This window comes from Bradyrhizobium cosmicum (assembly GCF_032290525.1).
In the GTDB taxonomy this organism is placed as follows: Bacteria; Pseudomonadota; Alphaproteobacteria; order Rhizobiales; family Xanthobacteraceae; genus Bradyrhizobium; species Bradyrhizobium cosmicum_A.
This window is the reverse complement of record NZ_JASXTA010000005.1, coordinates 387,638-405,337: the sequence shown is the minus strand read 5'-3', so window position 1 is coordinate 405,337 and position 17,700 is coordinate 387,638. Positions and strand designations below refer to the sequence as shown.

The following is a 17,700-nucleotide window of genomic DNA, read 5'->3' as shown; positions in this document are numbered from 1 at the left end:
CCCCCCCCCCCCCCCCCCCCCCCCCCCCCCCCCCCCCCCCCCCCCCCCCCCCCCCCCCCCCCCCCCCCCCCCCCCTCTGCTCACGATTGCGGGAATTGACGTTCAGTGCGACTGCAATCCGGGCGATCCCGTCTCGGGATGGATCTCGGCCGCCATCATGCCCTTGGAGCCGGGCCCGAAGCGGACCAGGACATATTGACCGGGCCGGAGCTCGGTCATGCCGAAGCGGCGCAGCGTCTCCATGTGCACGAAGATGTCAGGTGTGCCCTCGCCGCAGGTCAGGAAGCCGAAGCCGCGCAGCCGGTTGAACCACTTGACTTGGGCCCGCTCCAACCCGCTGGTCGCGGTCACCGTGACATGGGTCCGCGGCGGCAGCATCTGCGCTGGATGGATCGCGGTCGACTCGTCCATCGAGACCACGCGGAACGCCTGGTAGCCCTTGGCGCGCTGGATGCACTCGACGACGATGCGGGCTCCCTCGTAGGCGGTCTGGAAGCCATCGCGCCTAAGCACGGTAACGTGCAGGAGCACGTCGGGCCAGCCATTGTCGGGAACGATGAAGCCGTAGCCCTTTGAAGCGTCGAACCATTTGATGACGCCGTGAACCTCGACGAGGTTGGCGCTGCCCTCACCTAATCCGGTGAACGGGCTGAGCGCGCTATCGCGACTGCCGCCGCCGTGCTCGCCCACAGCGGGAACTCCCATCTTCTTGGACTCAAATCCGTCCGACGACCCCATAACCCCGGACCCCACACTGCCATGCAACCCGCCACATTGGCGGCGCTCGAATCACGCGTCTTAAGAGAATGTTCTCAATTCGAGGCGACGCGAATCTTTCGACTCAAAAGATAACACTCCCGGTTGCGAGGCATAGACAAAAAAGAGATTCGCCGGAACCTATGAACAGCTTGCACAGCCGCGAATCAAACTGATGCCTCAATTCCCGACAAAGGGACCGAGAGTCTCGCCGATGTCGTGGCGGATCACGAGGTCGGCGAGATCGTCCTGATCGGTCGGCTCGCGATTGATGATCACCAGACGTGCACCAGAGTTCTTCGCCATCATCGGAAAGCCCGCCGCCGGCCATACGACGAGCGAGGAACCGACCGCGATGAAGAGGTCGCAATGCTGCGACAGCTCTGTTGCTCGCTGCATTTCATCCTCGGGCATCATCTGACCGAATGAAATCGTTGCGGTCTTCACCGGCTCGTCGCACGCGGTACAGTTGGGAGCGGCGCCCTCCTCGTCGAAGCGTCGCTTCACCCAGTCGAGCGGATAGGCCTGCCCGCATCCGATGCAGCGCGCATAGGTAGTATTTCCGTGAAGTTCAATCACGTGCTCGGCGGCGAAGCCTGAGGCCTGGTGCAGGTTGTCGATGTTCTGGGTGATGATAGCGGGAACCTTGCCGGCGCGGTACAGCGAGGCCAGCGCGCGGTGGCCGCGGCCGGGCTTGGCCGCGGCAAAGACCTCCTCCATCGCAAAGCGGCGGCGCCAGGATTCGTCGCGCGCTTCCTGGCTGGCGACAAATTCGCCGAACTCGATGGGGCGGTAGCGCGTCCAAATTCCGCCCGGCGATCGGAAGTCTGGGATGCCGCATTCGGTCGAGATGCCGGCGCCGGTGAACGGCACGATGGTCCTCGCCTCGGCGATCATGTCGCCGAGCCGTTCGACGCCGCTGCGGAGATCCGATGCAATCAATCGCGGCCTCCCGATGTCGTTGCGCTAGCTGTGTCGCACGCAAGCGACAAGATTGTTGACGCTCTTATCCGCCGCCGCGCAAGAGCCTTGCGAGACTTCGGCAACAAGACTTTGGGCGGCAATTTTTTCCGACCTTCGCTTATCACAATCCTGCAATGCCTCCTCCCCATTGACGCCCCAATCGGAAGTGCCAATGCATCTGTTTACGCGACTCAACGTGATTGCGGCGGCAGTGCTTGAGTTCAGGCATATACTCACGTGTAGAGGGGATTTGACATGACCGAAGACGAACAACGCAAGATCCGCGAACGTGAAGAGATCGCCGCCCGTGTCGCCGCCTTCCGGGCCACGCAGGAAAAATTCAAGCGCGAGCGCGAAGAATATTTCGTGTCGACGCTCGACAATGCGCGCAAGGCGGAGCGGCCCTCGCTCTGGCCGTAAGACACTTCCGATCGCCACGCACGAAAAAAAGCCCGGAGCATCGCTCCGGGCTTTTCGCTTGTTCAGCCCTTACCAGTGCCGGTAATAGTGGTGGCGACGGTAGTAGGGCCCATCGCCATAATAGGCGTACGGGCCGGGGCTATAGTAGGCGGGCCCGTCATAATAGCCGTAGCGCGGACCATAATAGCCATAGCCGTACGGATGGGATGCAGCGACCGCCCCCGCGGTGATCGCGCCGGCGGCGAGGCCGAACGCAAGGCCAGGGCCGATGCCGCGGCCGCGCGCCTCAGCCGGCGCGGGCGCCGCAATTGCGGTCACGCCGACGGCGGCAATGGTAGCCAGAACTGCCAGTGTTTTCTTCATGATGACCTCCTTCCAATCTCCGGCAGACAACGCCGGGGTGCTGCGATGGTTGCGCGTGGGCGCGGAACCCGGCCTTGCGAAATGCGCAGAGAAATATCGGCATGCCGGGAACGAAGGCGCGTTCCGCGCATTGCATCTCCAAGTGCGGAAGCCTCCGCCATCCGGTCGAGGCGACAGCACGAAGACCCCGTCAGTATCCTCCGCGGTGCTGGCGGGGTTTTTGATTTCAAGGGAGTCGTGGCAGCAGACGATGAGGACTGCCAATGGGGCGGATACCGAGGCGAACACATTGCCGCTATCCGCTTTGCTGGCCCGTATCCGCAGGCTCGTTCCCAAATCGCGCGATCAGCATTACGACGAGATCGTCCGCAATTTCAGTGTTGGCACGCTGCGCCCGCCGGCGACGCCGATGAGCGACGGCGAACTCGCGCGCGCCATCGCCGAGTTCCTCAAGGAACAGCCGTCGGGTTCGTCCATTGCGAGTCTGGGCCGGCGGCTTGATCCATCGTCACCGCTGTAGGCGAGTTTATTCCTGCGGGCGGGAACAAGTATTTCACGCTCACGTTGAAAGCGCATTCACGGCAAGTGAGGCCCGACATGCCCGCCTGGCTCGAAGTTTTGCTCAATCTGTCCGGATTTGCCGGCTTCGTCGCGCTCGCGCGCCGTGGCACCGCATGTGGCGCAGGCCAGGACAATTCCGCCGAGGAGCACTAGTTCGCGCGCGGCGCCTGCCCTGCCGTGCGCACCAGCCGGTCGGCTTTGACCGCGACGCGCGTGTCCTCGGCTTGCTGCCGCAGCGAGAAGCTGATCGCGATGAAAGCGAGACAGAACAGCGTGCCGACGATGGCGACGCGCCGGTAGGTGTGCCGGTCGCCTTGATAAAAGCAGGGTTCTGAAAAAGGGGTCATGCAAAACTGCTTGTTGGCAAAGTCGTTCTTGTCTTTGCAAGAAACCTACTCCAGGCAGCGGTAAGCGCAACGCGATTGGGCTTTTAACCTAACCGAATAGGGTTATCGGCCTCGTCGCAAACTTTCGTTAGGAGTTCGCGCAAGGCCAGCGATCCGGCGAGCGCATCGCTATCGCGCGAAGGGGACCGCGACCACTTTCGCCGGATTGTTCCAGCTTCGCTTGCATTTCGTTCTCGGGGAACGAATCGGAATCGAATAAATCGGCGCGGCACAAGTCTTAACAATTCGCTTGCATGCAAATGAGCGCGAGCTCGCGCGATCATTGCCCGTCGCCGCGCTTCGGTGGCGGCGGCACTTGCGGCACCGACGGCTTGCCTTTGCGCAAGCGCGGATGCCTGTCGTACCAGAACACTTTGGCGATCTCGGCGAGAAACCAGCACGCGTCCATGTCGCTCTCCCTTTTCGCTCTCCCTTGCCTCGCTGGTAGCGAGAACAACAGGACGGGACTGTGCGAAGAATCACGCCTGCGGCGCGGATGTCCCGCATCGACACAGAAGCCACGGCTTGTTCTGCATCCGACTCCATTTCGTTCGCAAGGAACGAATCGGAGTCGCAAAAATCAGCGCGAAGCGATTCCTAACGATCGGTGAAGGCGCGCCATGGCGCGTTTTCTGAGACGGGTCTCTCGTCTACGCCAAGCCCCTTCCCTCTTCTGCGACCGGACTCTTCGGCGGGAGAAATTTCGAGACGACCGCAAACACGATGATGATTTCGCGGCACGGGTCGCATCGAAAGCTGTTGGCCGAGCTGGCCGCCATCGGGCTGGAGCATCGCGGGCATGTCATGCTGCGCGAACGCCGATGGCAGATGTTTGTTCCTGGGCGACCAGGCGAACAGACCGTAACGATGGCCACCCTGACGGGCGCGGATCGACGGTCGCGGCAACTCGCATGCGCCTCTCCGAAGCGGCGCGTCAGCCGCGGGCAACCGAGATCGCGCTTGCCGACGACGCGATGTCGCCGCGCCTCACGCCGCCCGCTTCGCCTTGTCCTTCTCGGAAAAACATTCGAGGATCTGGATACGAAGCTCTTCCGCCGCCGGCCCTTCGACCTTCCTGAGCTGATTCCAGAGCCTGATCACTTCGCGCTGTTTCTCGACGGTCATCAGTCACCTCCAACGTGATGACCAACTAGAACAAAATAAGAACAAAAAGTCCAGCCCTCGCGACCGGATTTCCTGTGCACGTCACCTTGAACCTTTTCGAACCGGCACGGACCCATGGGGGCTGGGGATTTCAGCGCCCGGCCTATATGGCAGCGCCGCCTGACGAACATACTCCGTCATCGCGGCGCTGTTGCTTTTTGGACTTTCAACCTTAGGTTCCTGGTATGGCTGGCGGCCAGGCGCTGAAATCCCAAGGCCGCCGGCCAAGAGAGCCCCGCGCGAAAGCGCGGGGTTTTTCTTTCGCGCTGCCGGCATGATGCGGGCGCTCAGACCGGCAGATTGTCCGTCATCCCCGGCGGCAATTCGCCTTGTCCGGTCCGCTCGGCGAGGAGCTGCTTTTCGGCCTGATACCAAAAAGTGTCCATCGGCCCCGCGGGCTCGCCGGCTTCGCGCCAGAGGTGGTAGGCGCGATCTCTGATGTCTTCCTCGCTTATGCCCGTCATGTGGCGTCTCCCTTCTGGAAGCAAGCCCGGCAAGGCGCGAGAGTTCCCGACTGGCGTCCGCCACCGCACGGCGGTCGCTGCGGTGGCTTCGCGAGAAAAGCCGCTGCAGCGCGACCGCGAGCCGCCTAGACGGCGTCCTTGGCAACCTTCAGCGGCGAGGCCTTCACCGACTTGCTCGCCGGCTTGGCCGCGAACTGCATCGGCTCCTTGGTGAAGGGATTGACGCCCATGCGGGCTTCGGTCGCCGGCTTGTTGACGACCGACATTTTCACGAAGCCGGGAATGACGAACTCGCCGGACTCGTTGAGCTCCTTGTAACCGACCGTCGCCATGTATTCGATCACCGACTTCACGTCGTTCTTCGACAGCTGCGTGCCCTCGGCAATTGCATCGATCAATTGGGTTTTCGTCATCTTCGCCATGTCTGAATTCCTTTTGTGGGGGCGAGCATTCCTGCTCAGGGCGCGGCTGAACCACGGAAGTGTGATGCTGGTTCAGGGCCTGACGTCGTGAAGTCAGGGGGCTTAGAACCCATCGAGGCCCAAAACACAAGCAGGGGTTCTGCGGGGGTTCCGGGCGTCCCCTTGAAAATGCCGCAGCTTGCGCGGCTGGTTCTTGAACCATCCTCCTCTGGCGCATCCCGCGGCCGAAGTCCCCAGGCAGGGTTTTCGCTTGTCGCGGCCCGCCTCGATCCCATTCGGCGCGTCACCTCGTCGTTAAACCTGTGCCCGGGCCCCGCGTTGTTGAGACTTCAGTAACCCAACGCATCCACTGTCCTCATCAAGGGTCGTTGCGTTGGAGTATCCCACAGTGCTGGATTTTGACGAGCTGCGTGAGCTCGCGGCTGATGTTCGTGTCTTCGTCGACATCGCCGACGACAAGGCCGAGGCGCTTCGCGCCGTGATCGCCGCCTATGACGTGGTGCTGGCGATCTTCCCCTCACAGGAAGGCATGGGCCTTCACGTCATCAAGGGCAAGGCGATCCTCGAGGGGATCGCAAGCTCGCGAACCACCGCAATGTATAGCCACACGGCCATCGCCGTGCCGGACCTCGAGCATGCAGAAGTGCTCAAGCTCCTGACGGCGCCGGTCGAGCAGCGGCTTGCGGCTTAGTTTCGGGTGGCACCGTAATTGACGGCACCAATCGGATTGCTTCGCTTCGCTCGCAACGACGGCGACTGTTCCGCGCCCACCGCAAGGCGGGTTCCTTTTCTGGAGAAATTCCTGCATAGTGCGGCATGGCCAAAACAAAAGTGACCTTCAAAACCGTCCGCCTTTCAGACAGCGAATGGAAGATACTCGCGGACTACCCCGACCACGAACAGCGCGAAATCACCGGATTCACCAGCAAGGCAGATGCCGACGACTGGATCAACGGCGATCGCAAGATCGCATGGCTCCGCTCCCAGGGTTACGCCAAGTGAGCTAGCTGTCCCGCGCACACCGCAATCTCCTCTTGATATTGTAGCCGCGTCGCGTCCGTGTCATCGCACGGACAGACGATCACGCCTGCGCGGCTGGCAGCCGGCATGATCTGGATGCAATGAATGTCGATCGGCCCCGGAGCGCTATGGTCCGGAGGTGTAGGTCAAATGACACGAGATATCACAGCCGCCGAGCCCGGATAAGTACCCGCCAAATTTGCCGATCATTGGTCCGCCTTCGCTGCTGTACAGGTATAGACTCACGCCTCCCGCGCCGAACCCTCCGCACTTCAAATTAGCCCATACCTGCTTGCCGTAATAATTCCTGGGATCTTCATAGAACTGACCCGCACCCGCCCAAGAACCTGTTGCCCATGCCGTCCAGTCCCCGCCGGTCGGATGGGCTCCTGCCGTCCAAAAAGGATGGGGCGCGCCTCCAGTCCAGTCAGTAGTGAACGCATAATGGCCGAAGCCCGATGCAATTGCCCCTGCCCACACCGCAGGCCAATGCGAGGAGTCGTCGAGAGAGCCGTCGTTCTTGGCGGCTGCCAATAATTCGACGTGGGCCTGAACCACTTTTGCCAATCTTGCGGCGGTGGCCTGTGCCTCTGCCGCTTTCATTGCCAGCAGATTCTGTTCGCTTTCGCTCGTTGGCATCATACGACCCTCTGAGAAGAACTTCGTCTACCGACCGTCAAGGCTGATAGACCCTCTCCGCCCGATATGCAACCTAATTTAGAATTCTAGCGACAACGCACCCGAATGAGCGGACCGAAGACCAATCGGCTCATGCGGCGCAGAACGATCCGCGTTGGCTTCGCAATTGGAATTACGGGGAGATTACGATGACAACGCACCCGACTGTCACTGCAATTGTCGTGTCTCACTTGAGGGGTGCGGTCCAGCACCGTCACCGTGATTACCGCCCAAGCGGAGATCGCGAACCCTGCAGCGCAATGGCTGGTAGAACGCTCCGGCTGTTGTATGGTCGGACGTTTCTTGCGAGGGGCTGATGAAGATTGCCATTGTTATCGCCGGGTTGATCGTTGTTGCTGCTGCCGTTCTCGTGACGGTACAGCCCGGCTTTCTGAAACCTGCGTCGCTGGCACTCGTGAAGAAGTCCGACATCCTCGGCTTTTCGCCCGGAATGACATTCGAGGAGACCAACAAGGTCGTCACGCAACGCCGCTACCGCTGCCGCCAGCTTCGCGATTCCTACATCCTCGAGTGCGAAGTCGACGGCGCCAAGGTCACGATCTTTAGCGACGATGTTGACCCCAAACATCCCATCTGGCGCGTCAATGCGGAGGTGAACAATCCGGGCCCGCAGGATGCTGCCGTCAAATCGATATCCGACCAGTTCAACGCCCAACCAACCAGGGACGCCCGCGAGGGATGGATATGGACCGTCGGCCGTGGGCTGAAGCTGAGCTACGACGGCGCCGCCTTGAAGCTCGTGGACGAGGCCGAGGAAATCAGGCGCGGCAAGCAGGAAGCAAAGCGCTAGCGAGCGCTACGCCGCATGCGGTTCAGTCCCGCAACCGGTTGACGGCCCACAGCGGCATCCACGATCCCAGCACCATGCAGATCGCAATGGCTGCGATCAGAACATACTTCAGGGGATTTTGCGACGACGCGAGCGAACCTTCGAGGTGAAGGTGCGGCAGCATCGCCTCCATGGCCATTCCGATCACGGCAACCGCAACCAGCCCGCCAACGGCCGAAGCGAACAGGTTGACGATCCACCCGATCGCACCGCGCTTGTTCGACCACGCCTCGTAAATCGCGACGGTCAGCATCACGAGCACGAAGATCAGCATGAAGTTCATCGAACCACCGACGCTCGACTTCGACCCCAGGATTTCCACCAGCAGCATGGCCGCCACCGCGAGCAGTGTGATCGTCTTCACGGCGTCCCTCTTCAATGGCCAAACAAATAGACGGTGAAGCCGATCAGGATACAGCCAAGGCCGAAGAGAGCCGTCGCGATTTCGGCGACGTCTTCCAGACCGAAGAACCTGATGATGGCGGTCCATGCGGCGCTCAGGAGCATTTCCGCGATCGCGCCGAGCAGACTTTGCAGCATAGCGGTTGGTCGCGCCGGGCCTGGTCGGGGTTCAACTGCCAAAGTCTTCCACCTGGTCGAGGCCGGGTGAATTACGGTGACAACGCCGGACTGCACCCCTCAGGTGAGACACGATAATTTCGGTGACAGGTCGGTTTGCCACAACGTGTTATCGTGCCTTTGTTCTGCGCGACCACCGCTTTGAACTCAGGGGCGATTGATAGCCGAGCGCTGAGTGCAGGCGTTCCTTGTTGTAAACGTCCGCGATGAAGCTATCGATCCGGCGACGTGGGTCTCGAGTGTCGGAGAACGCCTTCCCGTTAACCTCTTCGGCCTTGAGCGTCTTCTTAGCCCCGCCGCTGATTAGTTCAGTCCTGGAATTTATCTCGGACCTCGCGGCTCCCGCCCACCCCCCGGCCAGCTCACTTCAGCAACCGCCTCGTCCTCACTCACACGTACCGCCTCCCTCTGCCCCTCCCCCCATTTTCCTGCTATCTCCTACCCCCGCCGTCCCGGCCCAAACCAAAAACCCCATCCGTTCAAGGGAGCCCCACCGATGCGATACCTCCACACCATGCTGCGCGTGCGCAATCTCGATGTCGCGATGAAGTTTTACCAGGATGCGCTGGGGCTGACGGAGGTGCGGCGGATCGAGAACGACAAGGGGCGTTTTACGCTGGTGTTCCTGTGCTCGTCCGACGACCTCGAGGCACTGAAGAAGCAGCCGCAAACGCGCGGCGCGCCGCTGGTCGAGCTCACCTGGAATTGGGACGAGGAGACCTATGGCGAGGACCGCTTCTTCGGCCATCTCGCCTATGAGGTCGACGACATCTACGTCACTTGCGAGAAGCTGATGAAGGCCGGCGTCACCATCAACCGTCCCCCGCGCGACGGCAACATGGCGTTCGTGCGCTCACCGGACCTGCACTCGATCGAGCTGTTGCAGAAGGGCGAGCCGAAGCCGCCGCAGGAGCCGTGGTCGTCGATGCCCAACACCGGCCACTGGTAGGCCGCTCCCGCAGGAACAAGGCCCCGCCGCCCGCGTTCACTCCTCAACGATGCGATTGGAGGAGGACGCGATGGGACGCGGAATTTTGCTGTGGCTGCTGGGTGTGCCGATCCCGGTGATCATTCTGCTGTGGCTGTTCTTCGGCCGCTGACATCAGGCTCGACCTGGTCAACGAAAGCTCCGCCTCGCGCGGAGCTTTTTGCATGAGAGGCTCGCTGCAATCGCGCATCGCCCTGCCGGCGAAATTCCGTTATCACCCGCACCAAAGCAACAACGCCGCGGGAGGAATTTCATGCCGGACCAAAAGCTGACGATCTGGGGCCGCGCCAATTCGGTCAACGTGCAGAAGGTGCTGTGGTGCCTCGCCGAGCTGTCCGTGCCCTATGAGCGCATCGACGCCGGCATGGCGTTCGGCAAGACCGGCGAGGCCGATTATCTCGCGATGAACCCCAATGCGCGGATCCCGACCCTGGTCGAGGGCGATTTCGTGCTGTGGGAGTCCAACTCCATCATGCGCTATCTCTGCCTCGCGCATGGACGCGGCACGCCGATCTACCCGGAGGCGCCGAAGCTGCGCACCAGCGTCGACCGCTGGCTCGACTGGACGCTGTCGACGGTGCAGCCGGTCGATCGCCCGGTGTTCTGGGGCATCGTGCGCACGCCGCCGGCCGAGCGCGACATGATCAAGGTGCAGCAGGATGCCGATGCCGCCGCCGAGGTCTGGGCGATCGCCGACCGCCTGCTGGCGACGCGCCCGTTCATGAACGGCGACGCGTTCACGCTCGCCGACATCGCGATCGGCGCCTATGCGCGGCGCTGGCTAGGGGTCGAGGGCATCACGCGACCTTCGCAGCCGCAACTGACACGCTGGCTCGCCGAACTCGGCAGACGTCCCGGCTTTGCGCAGTTTGTCGCACCGCCGATGTCGTGAGGGCCTGGCGCGGCGCAAGCTGCGCCGGGGCCGGGATAAATGCTCGTGATGCCGCGAGCGTCCGGCGTCACCGGCGCCCTTGACGGCTACTGTGCATGGGGTTGTTTTCGCAGTTTTTGTTGTGAGGCTAGCGCCAGCCGCGCTCGACCAGCAGCACGCCGACGATCAGCACCAGCGTCACGGCCGCGGTGGCGAGCTTTGCGGTCGCGCTCAGGCCGCGGCCGACCCACCACAGCAGCGCGCAATACATCACGAAGGGGACGATGATGTCGGGCCGCATCAGGTCCGGCGGCATGGGGCTTACCGCCTGACCGTGGTCTCGACGCTGATCGAGCCGCCGATCTTCATGCAGGTGCCAGTGCCCTCGACCATGACGAAGCGCGGGCCGTAGGAGGCGCAGGAGCCGGCCTTGGCCGCCCCGCTCGTGCCCTTCAGCGGCAGGGTCTTGCCGGCCTGCGGGCGCTCGGCAGGCGGCAGGCGCAAGGCTTCCGCTGCGGCCGCGGACGTGGCCAGCAACGGAATCAGGATGAGGAGCGGCGCGCGCATGCCGCCGTTCTAGCCCGGACCGGCGCCACGCGCCATCCGCGCGGGTTCAGATGAACCTGATGCCGGCCGACTTGCCGCGGCGCCAGATCACCTGGCAGCTCCGCCCGGTCCGCGCATCGCGTGCGAACGCCATCCGGATCACGCCCGGAAGCTGGCTGGCGTCCTCGTCCAGCGTGATCTTCGCGCCCGTCGCCGAGATGTCCTGGACCAGGCAATGCCGCGCCGCGAATCCGCCGTCGAGCGTGATCCAGGCGTGCCGCGACAGCGACTTGCGGGCTGCGCGCTTCTTGGGCTGTGGCATCGACAAAATTCTCCGGTTCCAGCGCTATCTCGGGGCCCCCTAACAAACCGTTGAAATCGCCTCCGAATGATCCCGGAGTGGAGGCTTTCCACCGGCCACAAAAGACCGTTCCCGAACGGCTTGCCCGGCAAGCGAAAGGCCACTATACGTTCGCCCGCTGCAGCCGCCGGGCTCTGTTCGGGTGGCCGGCGGCCGTGCCGCGAAAAGCGGCGGGGCCTTGTGTTTGCTCCCTTCGTCTATCGGTTAGGACGCCACCCTTTCACGGTGGAGAGAGCGGTTCGATTCCGCTAGGGAGCGCCAACATCCGGGCCACCGGCTGACGCGGCGCAAAATCCGCCGCCCACGCCATGAACCTCCCCACCCCTTGCCGCCGACCAATGTCCCATCGGAACCGGTGCAGGCACATGGCGCAGCGCAAATCCCCCTCGGACGGCCAGAACGGCATCGCCGCGCCGGCTCCGCCGCCCTGGATGCACCGGAAGGCGCCCTACGCGCCCGAGCGGCGCGCCAGGATGCTGGAGCACATGGCGCGCGCCCGATCGGCGCCGCAGCCTCAGGCCGCCACGGCAACGGCGCCGTCGCGCGTGGGCGCGCTGGCGGACATTCTCCGCGATGCGTCCGGCTACACGATCTTGTTCGGCGTCATCGCACTGCTTTTCCAGTCGCGCATTCCGCTCTACCTCGGTGCGTTCATCTTCTTCACCGACGGCGAGCGCATCGAACGCGCGCTCGGAACGATCGGCATCCGGCTCGAGCCCGAGACGATCGGACCCGATATCATCAAGGGCTTCGTGTCCCTGTTCGGATGGTTCGCGCTGCTGGCGTCGTTGAAAGCCTCATTCCCAACCTGGCTTGCGGCGTGGATTCCCACGGACACATCCTGGTCCACCATTGCGGGCATCGCTGTCGTGTTCGCCACCGTCGAAGCGTGTGCGGCGCTCGCGATGCGGCATGCGTTGCCATGGTTCGGATTTCGGATCAGGCCGGACAGCCTGACCGCAACGGCGATCAAGCTCCTCATCGCTGTCAGCCTGCTCGCTTTGCTGGTGCTGCTCGGATCTCTCTAGGACCGGTCGCACCTATTGATCGAGCCGGATCTGCGCGCTTTTGACGATGTCCTGCCAACGCGCGATCTCCTCGGCCATCCTCCGTTTGAGCGGCTCCGGGCCTCGCTGGTCCGGCGGCGGCAGGATCATGCCTGCCAGTTGAAGCCGTCGCCGCACGCCGTCGTCGTCGAGCGCTGCGCCAAGCGCATCGGTGAACCGGTCGCGAATGGCGTCCGGCACGCCTTTCGGCAGGTAGAACGCGAACCAGCTCGACGCGACGAAGCCGGAAAGCCCTGCTTCCTTCGCCGTCGGCGTATCCGGCAATTGCGGAACGCGTGCGGGCGCCGAAACGGTCAGAAAGCGCAAGCCGCCGTCGGCCAGGAAGGGAAGAACGTCGCCCAGCAGTGCACAACTGAAGTCACTGCGGCCAGCGATCAGGTCGGTCATCGCCAGCGCCGATCCGCGATATGGCACCTCCACCGGCTTGAACCCGATCACGCTGGTGAACAGGAGGCAACTGATGTGGCTGATCGAACCGACACCCGCATGGGCGAGGGTGAGATCCGGGCCACGCGCCTTGGCGATCGCGACGAACGACGCCATGTTGTCCGCGCCGAGGTCACGGCGTGCGGCGACGAGGATCGGCGTTTCCGCGACCAGGCCGATCGGCGTGAAATCAACCCGCGGGTCGTAACGGAGGTTCGGATACAGTGCGACCGATGCCGCATGGGTGCCGACGTGACCGCTGACCAGCGTATAACCGTCGGGTGCGCTCTTCGCGACACGTGTCGATCCGGTCGTGCCGCCCGCCCCGGCGACGTTCTCGACAATGATCGGCTGCCCAAGTTTTCGCGACATGTGTTCGGATACGATCCGGCTCATCACGTCGTTCGGGCCGCCCGCCGCGAACGGGACCACCAATGTGATCGGCCGTGACGGAAACGGCGCTTCGGCCCGTGCCGCATTCAGCATGGCCAGCACTGCAGCTGCGACGACGGCCGGACGCACGCATTTCAAAATCATGTGGTCCTGCTCCGTGTCGCCTCTTGCACTGCGCTGACCGGTCGATCAGCCGAGACCGCGAGGACGCGATCAACCTCGCGGCCGGACAGACCGATGTACCGAGCCGGATCCGCGGCCGCTTCGATCTCATGCGGCGCGAGATGGGCCGTCACGGCCGGATCGCGCGCAAGGCTCTGGGCCAGTGTCAGGCCCGAGGCGATAGCGCTCGTGCATGCCGCACTCACCATCTCGTGCGCATGATGGCGCCCGACGCGCGGAGCGAGCGCCATCATGACGGCCTCGGCTGCAATGAGCCCCTGCGTCCGCCCCAGATTGGCCTGCATCGCATCGGGTCTGACGACGAGACCGGTGCAGAGCCGAACGGCGTTATCCAACGCCCGGCCGATCAGCATGAAGGCTTCCGGCACAATCAACCATTCAGCCTGCCACGGTCCCGTCGCTCGCTCGTGGTCGTGGACCGAGGCGTCGAGCATGGCGCTTGCGAGACGCCGCAACGACACTCCGGTGCTGAGGATCTGCTCGCAGATGATCGGATTTCGCTTGTGCGGCATGGTGCTGGAGGCGCCATGGCCCTGGCCGCCCGGCTCCAGCACTTCGCCGACCTCGGTCTGTGCCATCAGCGCGACATCGGTCGCGATCTTGCTCAGGGTCGCCGAGATCAGCCCGAGCAAGCAGACCGTTTCGGCCAAGGCGTCGCGCGCGGCATGCCATGCGACCAGCGGCTCGGCCAGTCCGAGTTCGCGGGCCAGCGCGGCGCGGACGCGGTCGCCGTCGTCGCCGAGTGAGGCGAAAGTGCCGACCGCGCCGCCGAACTGAACCTGCAGGACCCTTGGTTTGAGTTCGGCGAGACGTTGCCTGTGGCGCAGCAGGCCCGACAGCCAGACGGAAATCTTGAAGCCGAAGGTGATCGGGATCGCGTGTTGCAGTTTGGTCCTGCCGACCATCGGTGTATCGCGGTGGGTCCCTGCCAGATCCGCAAGTACCGATATCAGGTTCGCCAGATCGCGATCGACGAGTTCGAGCGCGTCGCGCATCTGCATCACGAGCGCGGTGTCCATGATGTCCTGGCTCGTGGCGCCCCAATGGACGAATTCGCCATGGTGTTTACCAGTGAGCCGGATCAACTGCTCGACCAGATTCACGATCGGCAGGCCGGCGCGCAAGGTGCCTGCGGCCAGTTCGTCAAGGTCGAGCAGTTCAACGCGTGCAGCGGAGGCGATCGCTGCCGCAGCTTCGGAGGGAATCACACCGAGTCGCCCTTGAACCCTGGCCAGCGCCGCTTCGACCACGAGCATGGAGGCCAGTGAATTGCTCTCACCGAAGATCGCGCGCATCGGCGCGGTGCTGAAAAGATCGGCAAGGTGACGGCTGCTGAAGACCGCTCCGGGCTCGAAGCTCAGCATGGTCGCGTCGCGATCATGGCCGCCCAAAAGCTCGTGTCGCTCACGGCGACAAGCCGGCCGGCGAGAACGAATGGCAGCAGCTTGAAGAGCGGGTCGGCGACCGTGGAGTTCTGCGACTCGAGCCGGGGATCGGCCTCGGGGAATTGAATCGCGTCGTTCAATTCGACCCCATGCATGGCGCCCCCTGCCCTGCGGGCGGATGGCGACGTCTGATCGAAAAATAACCGCATCGGTCGGCGTCGATCCCCTCCGTCGTCGCGCGCCATTGCGCGTCCGTACGGCCTGGTACCGGTCAAGCCTAGGTCACCTCTCCATGTTGCAAAAATGCATTATTTCGATACATGCGTTCTGAATCGGAGAACGTGCGATTGTGAGATCGCAGACCCGACAGAGGCCGCGCCATGGCGCCCGCTCCGCTGCACGATCGTCCCGTATATTTACCGGAAATTTACCCCTGCTCGTGAGCGCGGGTATCATTTGCTTAGAATTTGACGGCTACCGTGAACCTACGGAAATACTCCGAAATACGATTGGCCCCATGTCCGTCTCCGAGTTCCTCAGGCAGCGTGCGGTGGAAGTCACGGTGAACGGCAGCTACTCGCTGCCGCGCTGGTATGATTGCGAGGGCAAGTTGCGCACCTTCGCCTGCCGCACCAAGCGTGTCTCCCCGTTCCGCATGATCGTGGACGTGCCTGTCGTCGGCAAGGTCGGCGAGCGCGTGACCTCCTATTTCCAGGACTTCGGCGAATTCCAGTGCACCATCAGCGCGACGCTCAAATCGGGCTTCCTGATGGAGCTCGACATGACGCGGGCGCGGCGCGCCTGGATGTCGGAAAAACTGACCTGGCTGGAGAAGAAGCAGAAGGACGCGACCATTCAGGACCTGCGCAACGACGCGCGCTTCGTTCCGCAGGTTTCGCACACCTTCTTGACGCTCGCCGACGGCAGCATCCATCCCTGCTTCATCATCGACGTCTCCACGGCCGGCGTCGCGATATCCTGCGAGTATGATCCGCCGGTCGGAACCGCGCTGGCGGTCGGTGCCTGCGTCGGACGCGTCATCCGCAAATTCGACAACGGCTTCGCGGTCAAGTTCGCCGAGAAGCAGCAGCGGGATGACCTCGTCCGCCTAATCGTGCGCTCGCCCCTGCTGCAATCGGCCTGAGCCCAGAGCCTGCCGATTTTAACTCTTTCTTAACTAAATACTGGAGGTGGCGGCCCCTGCGCGATAGGGTGTGGCTCAGCACGTCCGCAATCATTGCTGGCCCTGAGTATTGGAAGTCCCGGAATGTCCATCACTGAGTTCGCCTCGGCCGAGATCGCCCAACACACCACCACCAAGCCGCAGCTTCCGCCCGGTGTCGTCACCGAAGGCCCGCTCGTTCAGGCCAAGCTACGCGAGAGCTATCTCCTCCTCGGCATTCTCTATGTCGGCGCTGTCGCGGGTATCATCTGGGCGGTCACGCAAGGCGTCGGTAAGGTCGAGCTGTTTACGTTCGCCTGGATGTTCGCGCTGACGACGTTCGGCATCGGCGCCGGCATGCATCGCCTGTTCGTTCATCGCAGCTTCCGCACCGGCCCGATCATGCGCGTGTTCTTCTGCGCCATCGCGCAGATGGCGGTGCAGGGCTCGATCGCCAAATGGGTCGCCAATCACCGCCGCCACCATCTCTATGCCGATGACGTCGGCGATCCCCACAGCCCGCAATTCGACGGCTTCGGCAATCGCTATGTCAGCGCGCTCAAGGGCTTCCTGCACGCCCAGGGCAGCTGGGTGTTCGACCAGGCGACGACCGACAACGAATACTACGCCAAGGACATCCTGGCCGATCCGATCGCGATGTTCTTCGTGCGCACGCGCTGGGTCTGGTACGGGATGTCGGCCGTCTTCATCCCCGGCTTGATCGGTTACACCTTCGGTGGCGTGCACACCATGATCGGCTGCGTGCTGTTCTCCGGCCTGTTGCGTGCGTATCTGCTGATCTTCGTCAGCCAGTTCACCGGCTCGATCTGCCACGCCTACGGCTATCGCCGCTTCGAGGTCGACGATGCCTCGACCAACGAATTCGTGACCACGATCCTCACCTTCGGCGAGGGTCTGCACAACAACCATCACCGCTTCCCGCGGGACGCCTATATCTCGCACGCCTGGTGGGAGATCGATCTCAACGGCCTGATCATTCTGGGCATGGAGAAGATCGGCCTCGTCCACGACGTCTTCCACGCCTCGCACCGTCAGCTTGAGCTGGCGTCCGAAGCGGAGGCGCAGGCGGCTACGACAGCGCGCTGAGGCGGCAGGCGGCGGCCCTCCTCCGGCCGCCTTGCCTTCGCACCGCTGCCCTATCGCGGCCCCATTGCGGGATCAGCTTCTGACGGTCCGCGCCTCGCGCCGGATGTCATTTGCAGGCTTGCAATCGGGGGACCGAATGGCAGTCGACAAGGTCACAGTCGCCAAGATCACCGTTGAGAAAATCACGGTTGAGAAAATCACTTGGGACAGGGTCGGCCGGGTCACCCAGCCCGGACGCTACATGTACACGTTCGGCTGGCTGACGATCACTGCCGGCGATCTCGATATCTGGAAGCAGTATCCGCAGGCCGCCTTCACGCTGCTGGCGCACCATGCCGAGCCGGACGAGGCGGTCGGCGAGGAATTCCATCTCGGCGCCTTCGACATCGCCCCCGACGCCCCGCCGTCATTTACCAAGCATTGAAGTGGGACTCGGCGGCCTTGCCGGAGCCGGCGGTTCAAGCCTGCGCGAGCTGCGTTTCGCGTGAGGCCCGGCTGCGCGGCACGCAGGCCGCCTCGGGAACGCATGGCATGTGCATTGCCTTATCAATGCCATGGTACAGATCCCAGCCGTCGACCAGGCCT

29 protein-coding genes and 1 tRNA gene are annotated in these 17,700 nt (G+C 63.2%); 12 read left to right on the top strand and 18 right to left on the bottom strand.

Annotated elements, in window-relative coordinates; genetic code table 11:
* Positions 1-102 precede the first annotated feature (102 nt).
* Complete coding sequence (locus tag QSV46_RS12645) at positions 103-738, bottom strand: cold-shock protein (protein ID WP_314950923.1); 636 nt, start codon at positions 736-738, stop codon at positions 103-105.
* Positions 739-936: 198 nt separating this feature from the next.
* Positions 937-1,698, bottom strand: coding sequence for an NAD-dependent protein deacetylase (locus QSV46_RS12640; protein ID WP_314950919.1), 762 nt, complete (start codon positions 1,696-1,698; stop codon positions 937-939).
* Between the two features lie 276 nt (positions 1,699-1,974).
* On the opposite strand from QSV46_RS12640, the gene QSV46_RS12635 reads away from it, so the two are divergent.
* Positions 1,975-2,139 carry a hypothetical protein gene (locus QSV46_RS12635; RefSeq protein WP_018457755.1) on the top strand — a complete coding sequence of 55 codons (165 nt, stop codon included), beginning with the start codon at positions 1,975-1,977 and terminating at the stop codon, positions 2,137-2,139.
* Positions 2,140-2,208: 69 nt separating this feature from the next.
* Here the strand turns inward: QSV46_RS12635 and QSV46_RS12630 are convergent, their stop codons facing one another.
* Entirely contained in the window at positions 2,209-2,502 is a 294-nt protein-coding gene (locus QSV46_RS12630) for a hypothetical protein (protein WP_314950912.1), read from the bottom strand.
* Here QSV46_RS12630 and QSV46_RS12625 point away from each other — a divergent pair.
* Positions 2,501-3,022, top strand: a complete 522-nt coding sequence (locus QSV46_RS12625; protein ID WP_314950909.1) for a hypothetical protein — start codon at positions 2,501-2,503, stop codon at positions 3,020-3,022. The genes QSV46_RS12630 and QSV46_RS12625 overlap by 2 nt on opposite strands.
* 190 nt (positions 3,023-3,212) lie before the next feature.
* Here the strand turns inward: QSV46_RS12625 and QSV46_RS12620 are convergent, their stop codons facing one another.
* The 5 genes from QSV46_RS12620 to QSV46_RS12600 all read right to left on the bottom strand — a co-directional run bounded on the left by QSV46_RS12620 (position 3,213) and on the right by QSV46_RS12600 (position 5,499).
* On the bottom strand, positions 3,213-3,410 hold the full coding sequence (locus QSV46_RS12620; protein ID WP_314950907.1) for a hypothetical protein: 198 nt from the start codon (positions 3,408-3,410) through the stop codon (positions 3,213-3,215).
* A gap of 319 nt (positions 3,411-3,729) precedes the next feature.
* Entirely contained in the window at positions 3,730-3,858 is a 129-nt protein-coding gene (locus tag QSV46_RS12615; RefSeq protein ID WP_314950905.1) for a hypothetical protein, read from the bottom strand.
* A gap of 578 nt (positions 3,859-4,436) precedes the next feature.
* Positions 4,437-4,574 carry a hypothetical protein gene (locus QSV46_RS12610; protein ID WP_270172039.1) on the bottom strand — a complete coding sequence of 46 codons (138 nt, stop codon included), beginning with the start codon at positions 4,572-4,574 and terminating at the stop codon, positions 4,437-4,439.
* Between the two features lie 326 nt (positions 4,575-4,900).
* Positions 4,901-5,077, bottom strand: coding sequence for a DUF2934 domain-containing protein (locus tag QSV46_RS12605; RefSeq protein ID WP_314950898.1), 177 nt, complete (start codon positions 5,075-5,077; stop codon positions 4,901-4,903).
* A gap of 125 nt (positions 5,078-5,202) precedes the next feature.
* Entirely contained in the window at positions 5,203-5,499 is a 297-nt protein-coding gene (locus QSV46_RS12600; RefSeq protein ID WP_018323108.1) for an HU family DNA-binding protein, read from the bottom strand.
* 388 nt (positions 5,500-5,887) lie between these two features.
* Here QSV46_RS12600 and QSV46_RS12595 point away from each other — a divergent pair, with 388 nt between their 5' ends.
* Together QSV46_RS12595 and QSV46_RS12590 are read left to right on the top strand one after the other, a co-directional pair.
* A complete protein-coding gene (locus QSV46_RS12595; protein WP_314950863.1) occupies positions 5,888-6,190 on the top strand; it encodes a hypothetical protein in 303 nt (100 codons plus the stop codon).
* A gap of 125 nt (positions 6,191-6,315) precedes the next feature.
* On the top strand, positions 6,316-6,501 hold the full coding sequence (locus QSV46_RS12590) for a hypothetical protein (RefSeq protein ID WP_314950862.1): 186 nt from the start codon (positions 6,316-6,318) through the stop codon (positions 6,499-6,501).
* Between the two features lie 144 nt (positions 6,502-6,645).
* Here QSV46_RS12590 and QSV46_RS12585 read toward each other — a convergent pair whose 3' ends face one another.
* Complete coding sequence (locus QSV46_RS12585; protein ID WP_314950860.1) at positions 6,646-7,161, bottom strand: hypothetical protein; 516 nt, start codon at positions 7,159-7,161, stop codon at positions 6,646-6,648.
* Positions 7,162-7,513: 352 nt separating this feature from the next.
* Between QSV46_RS12585 and QSV46_RS12580 the strand changes: the two genes are divergently transcribed.
* Entirely contained in the window at positions 7,514-8,008 is a 495-nt protein-coding gene (locus QSV46_RS12580) for a hypothetical protein (protein ID WP_314950859.1), read from the top strand.
* Positions 8,009-8,030: 22 nt separating this feature from the next.
* Here the strand turns inward: QSV46_RS12580 and QSV46_RS12575 are convergent, their stop codons facing one another.
* The 3 genes from QSV46_RS12575 to QSV46_RS41405 all read right to left on the bottom strand — a co-directional run bounded on the left by QSV46_RS12575 (position 8,031) and on the right by QSV46_RS41405 (position 8,930).
* Positions 8,031-8,411 carry a hypothetical protein gene (locus QSV46_RS12575; protein WP_314950857.1) on the bottom strand — a complete coding sequence of 127 codons (381 nt, stop codon included), beginning with the start codon at positions 8,409-8,411 and terminating at the stop codon, positions 8,031-8,033.
* 11 nt (positions 8,412-8,422) lie between these two features.
* Positions 8,423-8,587 carry a hypothetical protein gene (locus tag QSV46_RS12570; protein ID WP_314950854.1) on the bottom strand — a complete coding sequence of 55 codons (165 nt, stop codon included), beginning with the start codon at positions 8,585-8,587 and terminating at the stop codon, positions 8,423-8,425.
* A gap of 148 nt (positions 8,588-8,735) precedes the next feature.
* Complete coding sequence (locus tag QSV46_RS41405) at positions 8,736-8,930, bottom strand: integrase core domain-containing protein (RefSeq protein ID WP_409997169.1); 195 nt, start codon at positions 8,928-8,930, stop codon at positions 8,736-8,738.
* Between the two features lie 192 nt (positions 8,931-9,122).
* On the opposite strand from QSV46_RS41405, the gene QSV46_RS12565 reads away from it, so the two are divergent.
* Together QSV46_RS12565 and QSV46_RS12560 are read left to right on the top strand one after the other, a co-directional pair.
* Positions 9,123-9,575 carry a VOC family protein gene (locus QSV46_RS12565; RefSeq protein WP_314950853.1) on the top strand — a complete coding sequence of 151 codons (453 nt, stop codon included), beginning with the start codon at positions 9,123-9,125 and terminating at the stop codon, positions 9,573-9,575.
* 292 nt (positions 9,576-9,867) lie between these two features.
* The gene (locus QSV46_RS12560; protein WP_314950851.1) at positions 9,868-10,506 is read left to right on the top strand and encodes a glutathione S-transferase; all 639 of its coding nucleotides are present in this window, start codon (positions 9,868-9,870) and stop codon (positions 10,504-10,506) included.
* A 127-nt stretch (positions 10,507-10,633) separates the two neighbouring features.
* Here the strand turns inward: QSV46_RS12560 and QSV46_RS12555 are convergent, their stop codons facing one another.
* Genes QSV46_RS12555 through QSV46_RS12545 form a run of 3 tightly spaced genes read right to left on the bottom strand, consistent with a single transcriptional unit; the run spans position 10,634 to position 11,353 of the window.
* Complete coding sequence (locus QSV46_RS12555) at positions 10,634-10,801, bottom strand: hypothetical protein (protein ID WP_314950848.1); 168 nt, start codon at positions 10,799-10,801, stop codon at positions 10,634-10,636.
* Positions 10,802-10,806: 5 nt separating this feature from the next.
* Positions 10,807-11,052 (bottom strand): hypothetical protein, encoded by a 246-nt coding sequence (locus QSV46_RS12550; RefSeq protein ID WP_314950846.1) that lies wholly within the window; start codon positions 11,050-11,052, stop codon positions 10,807-10,809.
* Between the two features lie 46 nt (positions 11,053-11,098).
* A complete protein-coding gene (locus QSV46_RS12545; RefSeq protein ID WP_314950845.1) occupies positions 11,099-11,353 on the bottom strand; it encodes a PilZ domain-containing protein in 255 nt (84 codons plus the stop codon).
* Positions 11,354-11,578: 225 nt separating this feature from the next.
* On the opposite strand from QSV46_RS12545, the gene QSV46_RS12540 reads away from it, so the two are divergent.
* Together QSV46_RS12540 and QSV46_RS12535 are read left to right on the top strand one after the other, a co-directional pair.
* A tRNA-Glu gene (locus QSV46_RS12540) sits at positions 11,579-11,653 on the top strand.
* A gap of 104 nt (positions 11,654-11,757) precedes the next feature.
* The gene (locus QSV46_RS12535) at positions 11,758-12,420 is read left to right on the top strand and encodes a hypothetical protein (RefSeq protein WP_314950842.1); all 663 of its coding nucleotides are present in this window, start codon (positions 11,758-11,760) and stop codon (positions 12,418-12,420) included.
* Between the two features lie 12 nt (positions 12,421-12,432).
* Here QSV46_RS12535 and QSV46_RS12530 read toward each other — a convergent pair whose 3' ends face one another.
* From QSV46_RS12530 to QSV46_RS12520, 3 genes are read right to left on the bottom strand one after another with little or no spacing between them, the layout of a single operon-like run.
* Positions 12,433-13,371, bottom strand: a complete 939-nt coding sequence (locus QSV46_RS12530; protein WP_314950965.1) for a Bug family tripartite tricarboxylate transporter substrate binding protein — start codon at positions 13,369-13,371, stop codon at positions 12,433-12,435.
* A 47-nt stretch (positions 13,372-13,418) separates the two neighbouring features.
* Positions 13,419-14,825, bottom strand: coding sequence for a 3-carboxy-cis,cis-muconate cycloisomerase (pcaB, locus tag QSV46_RS12525; protein ID WP_314950839.1), 1,407 nt, complete (start codon positions 14,823-14,825; stop codon positions 13,419-13,421).
* The gene (locus QSV46_RS12520; protein ID WP_314950836.1) at positions 14,819-15,091 is read right to left on the bottom strand and encodes a hypothetical protein; all 273 of its coding nucleotides are present in this window, start codon (positions 15,089-15,091) and stop codon (positions 14,819-14,821) included. Before QSV46_RS12520 ends, pcaB begins: the two co-directional genes overlap by 7 nt.
* A 272-nt stretch (positions 15,092-15,363) precedes the next feature.
* Here QSV46_RS12520 and QSV46_RS12515 point away from each other — a divergent pair, with 272 nt between their 5' ends.
* The 3 genes from QSV46_RS12515 to QSV46_RS12505 all read left to right on the top strand — a co-directional run bounded on the left by QSV46_RS12515 (position 15,364) and on the right by QSV46_RS12505 (position 17,539).
* Positions 15,364-15,990: a PilZ domain-containing protein gene (locus QSV46_RS12515; protein WP_314950834.1), complete on the top strand. Its 627-nt coding sequence runs from the start codon at positions 15,364-15,366 to the stop codon at positions 15,988-15,990.
* A 123-nt stretch (positions 15,991-16,113) separates the two neighbouring features.
* Positions 16,114-17,115 (top strand): acyl-CoA desaturase, encoded by a 1,002-nt coding sequence (locus QSV46_RS12510; protein ID WP_314950832.1) that lies wholly within the window; start codon positions 16,114-16,116, stop codon positions 17,113-17,115.
* 166 nt (positions 17,116-17,281) lie between these two features.
* Positions 17,282-17,539: a hypothetical protein gene (locus QSV46_RS12505; RefSeq protein ID WP_314950963.1), complete on the top strand. Its 258-nt coding sequence runs from the start codon at positions 17,282-17,284 to the stop codon at positions 17,537-17,539.
* Positions 17,540-17,700: the final 161 nt, after the last annotated feature.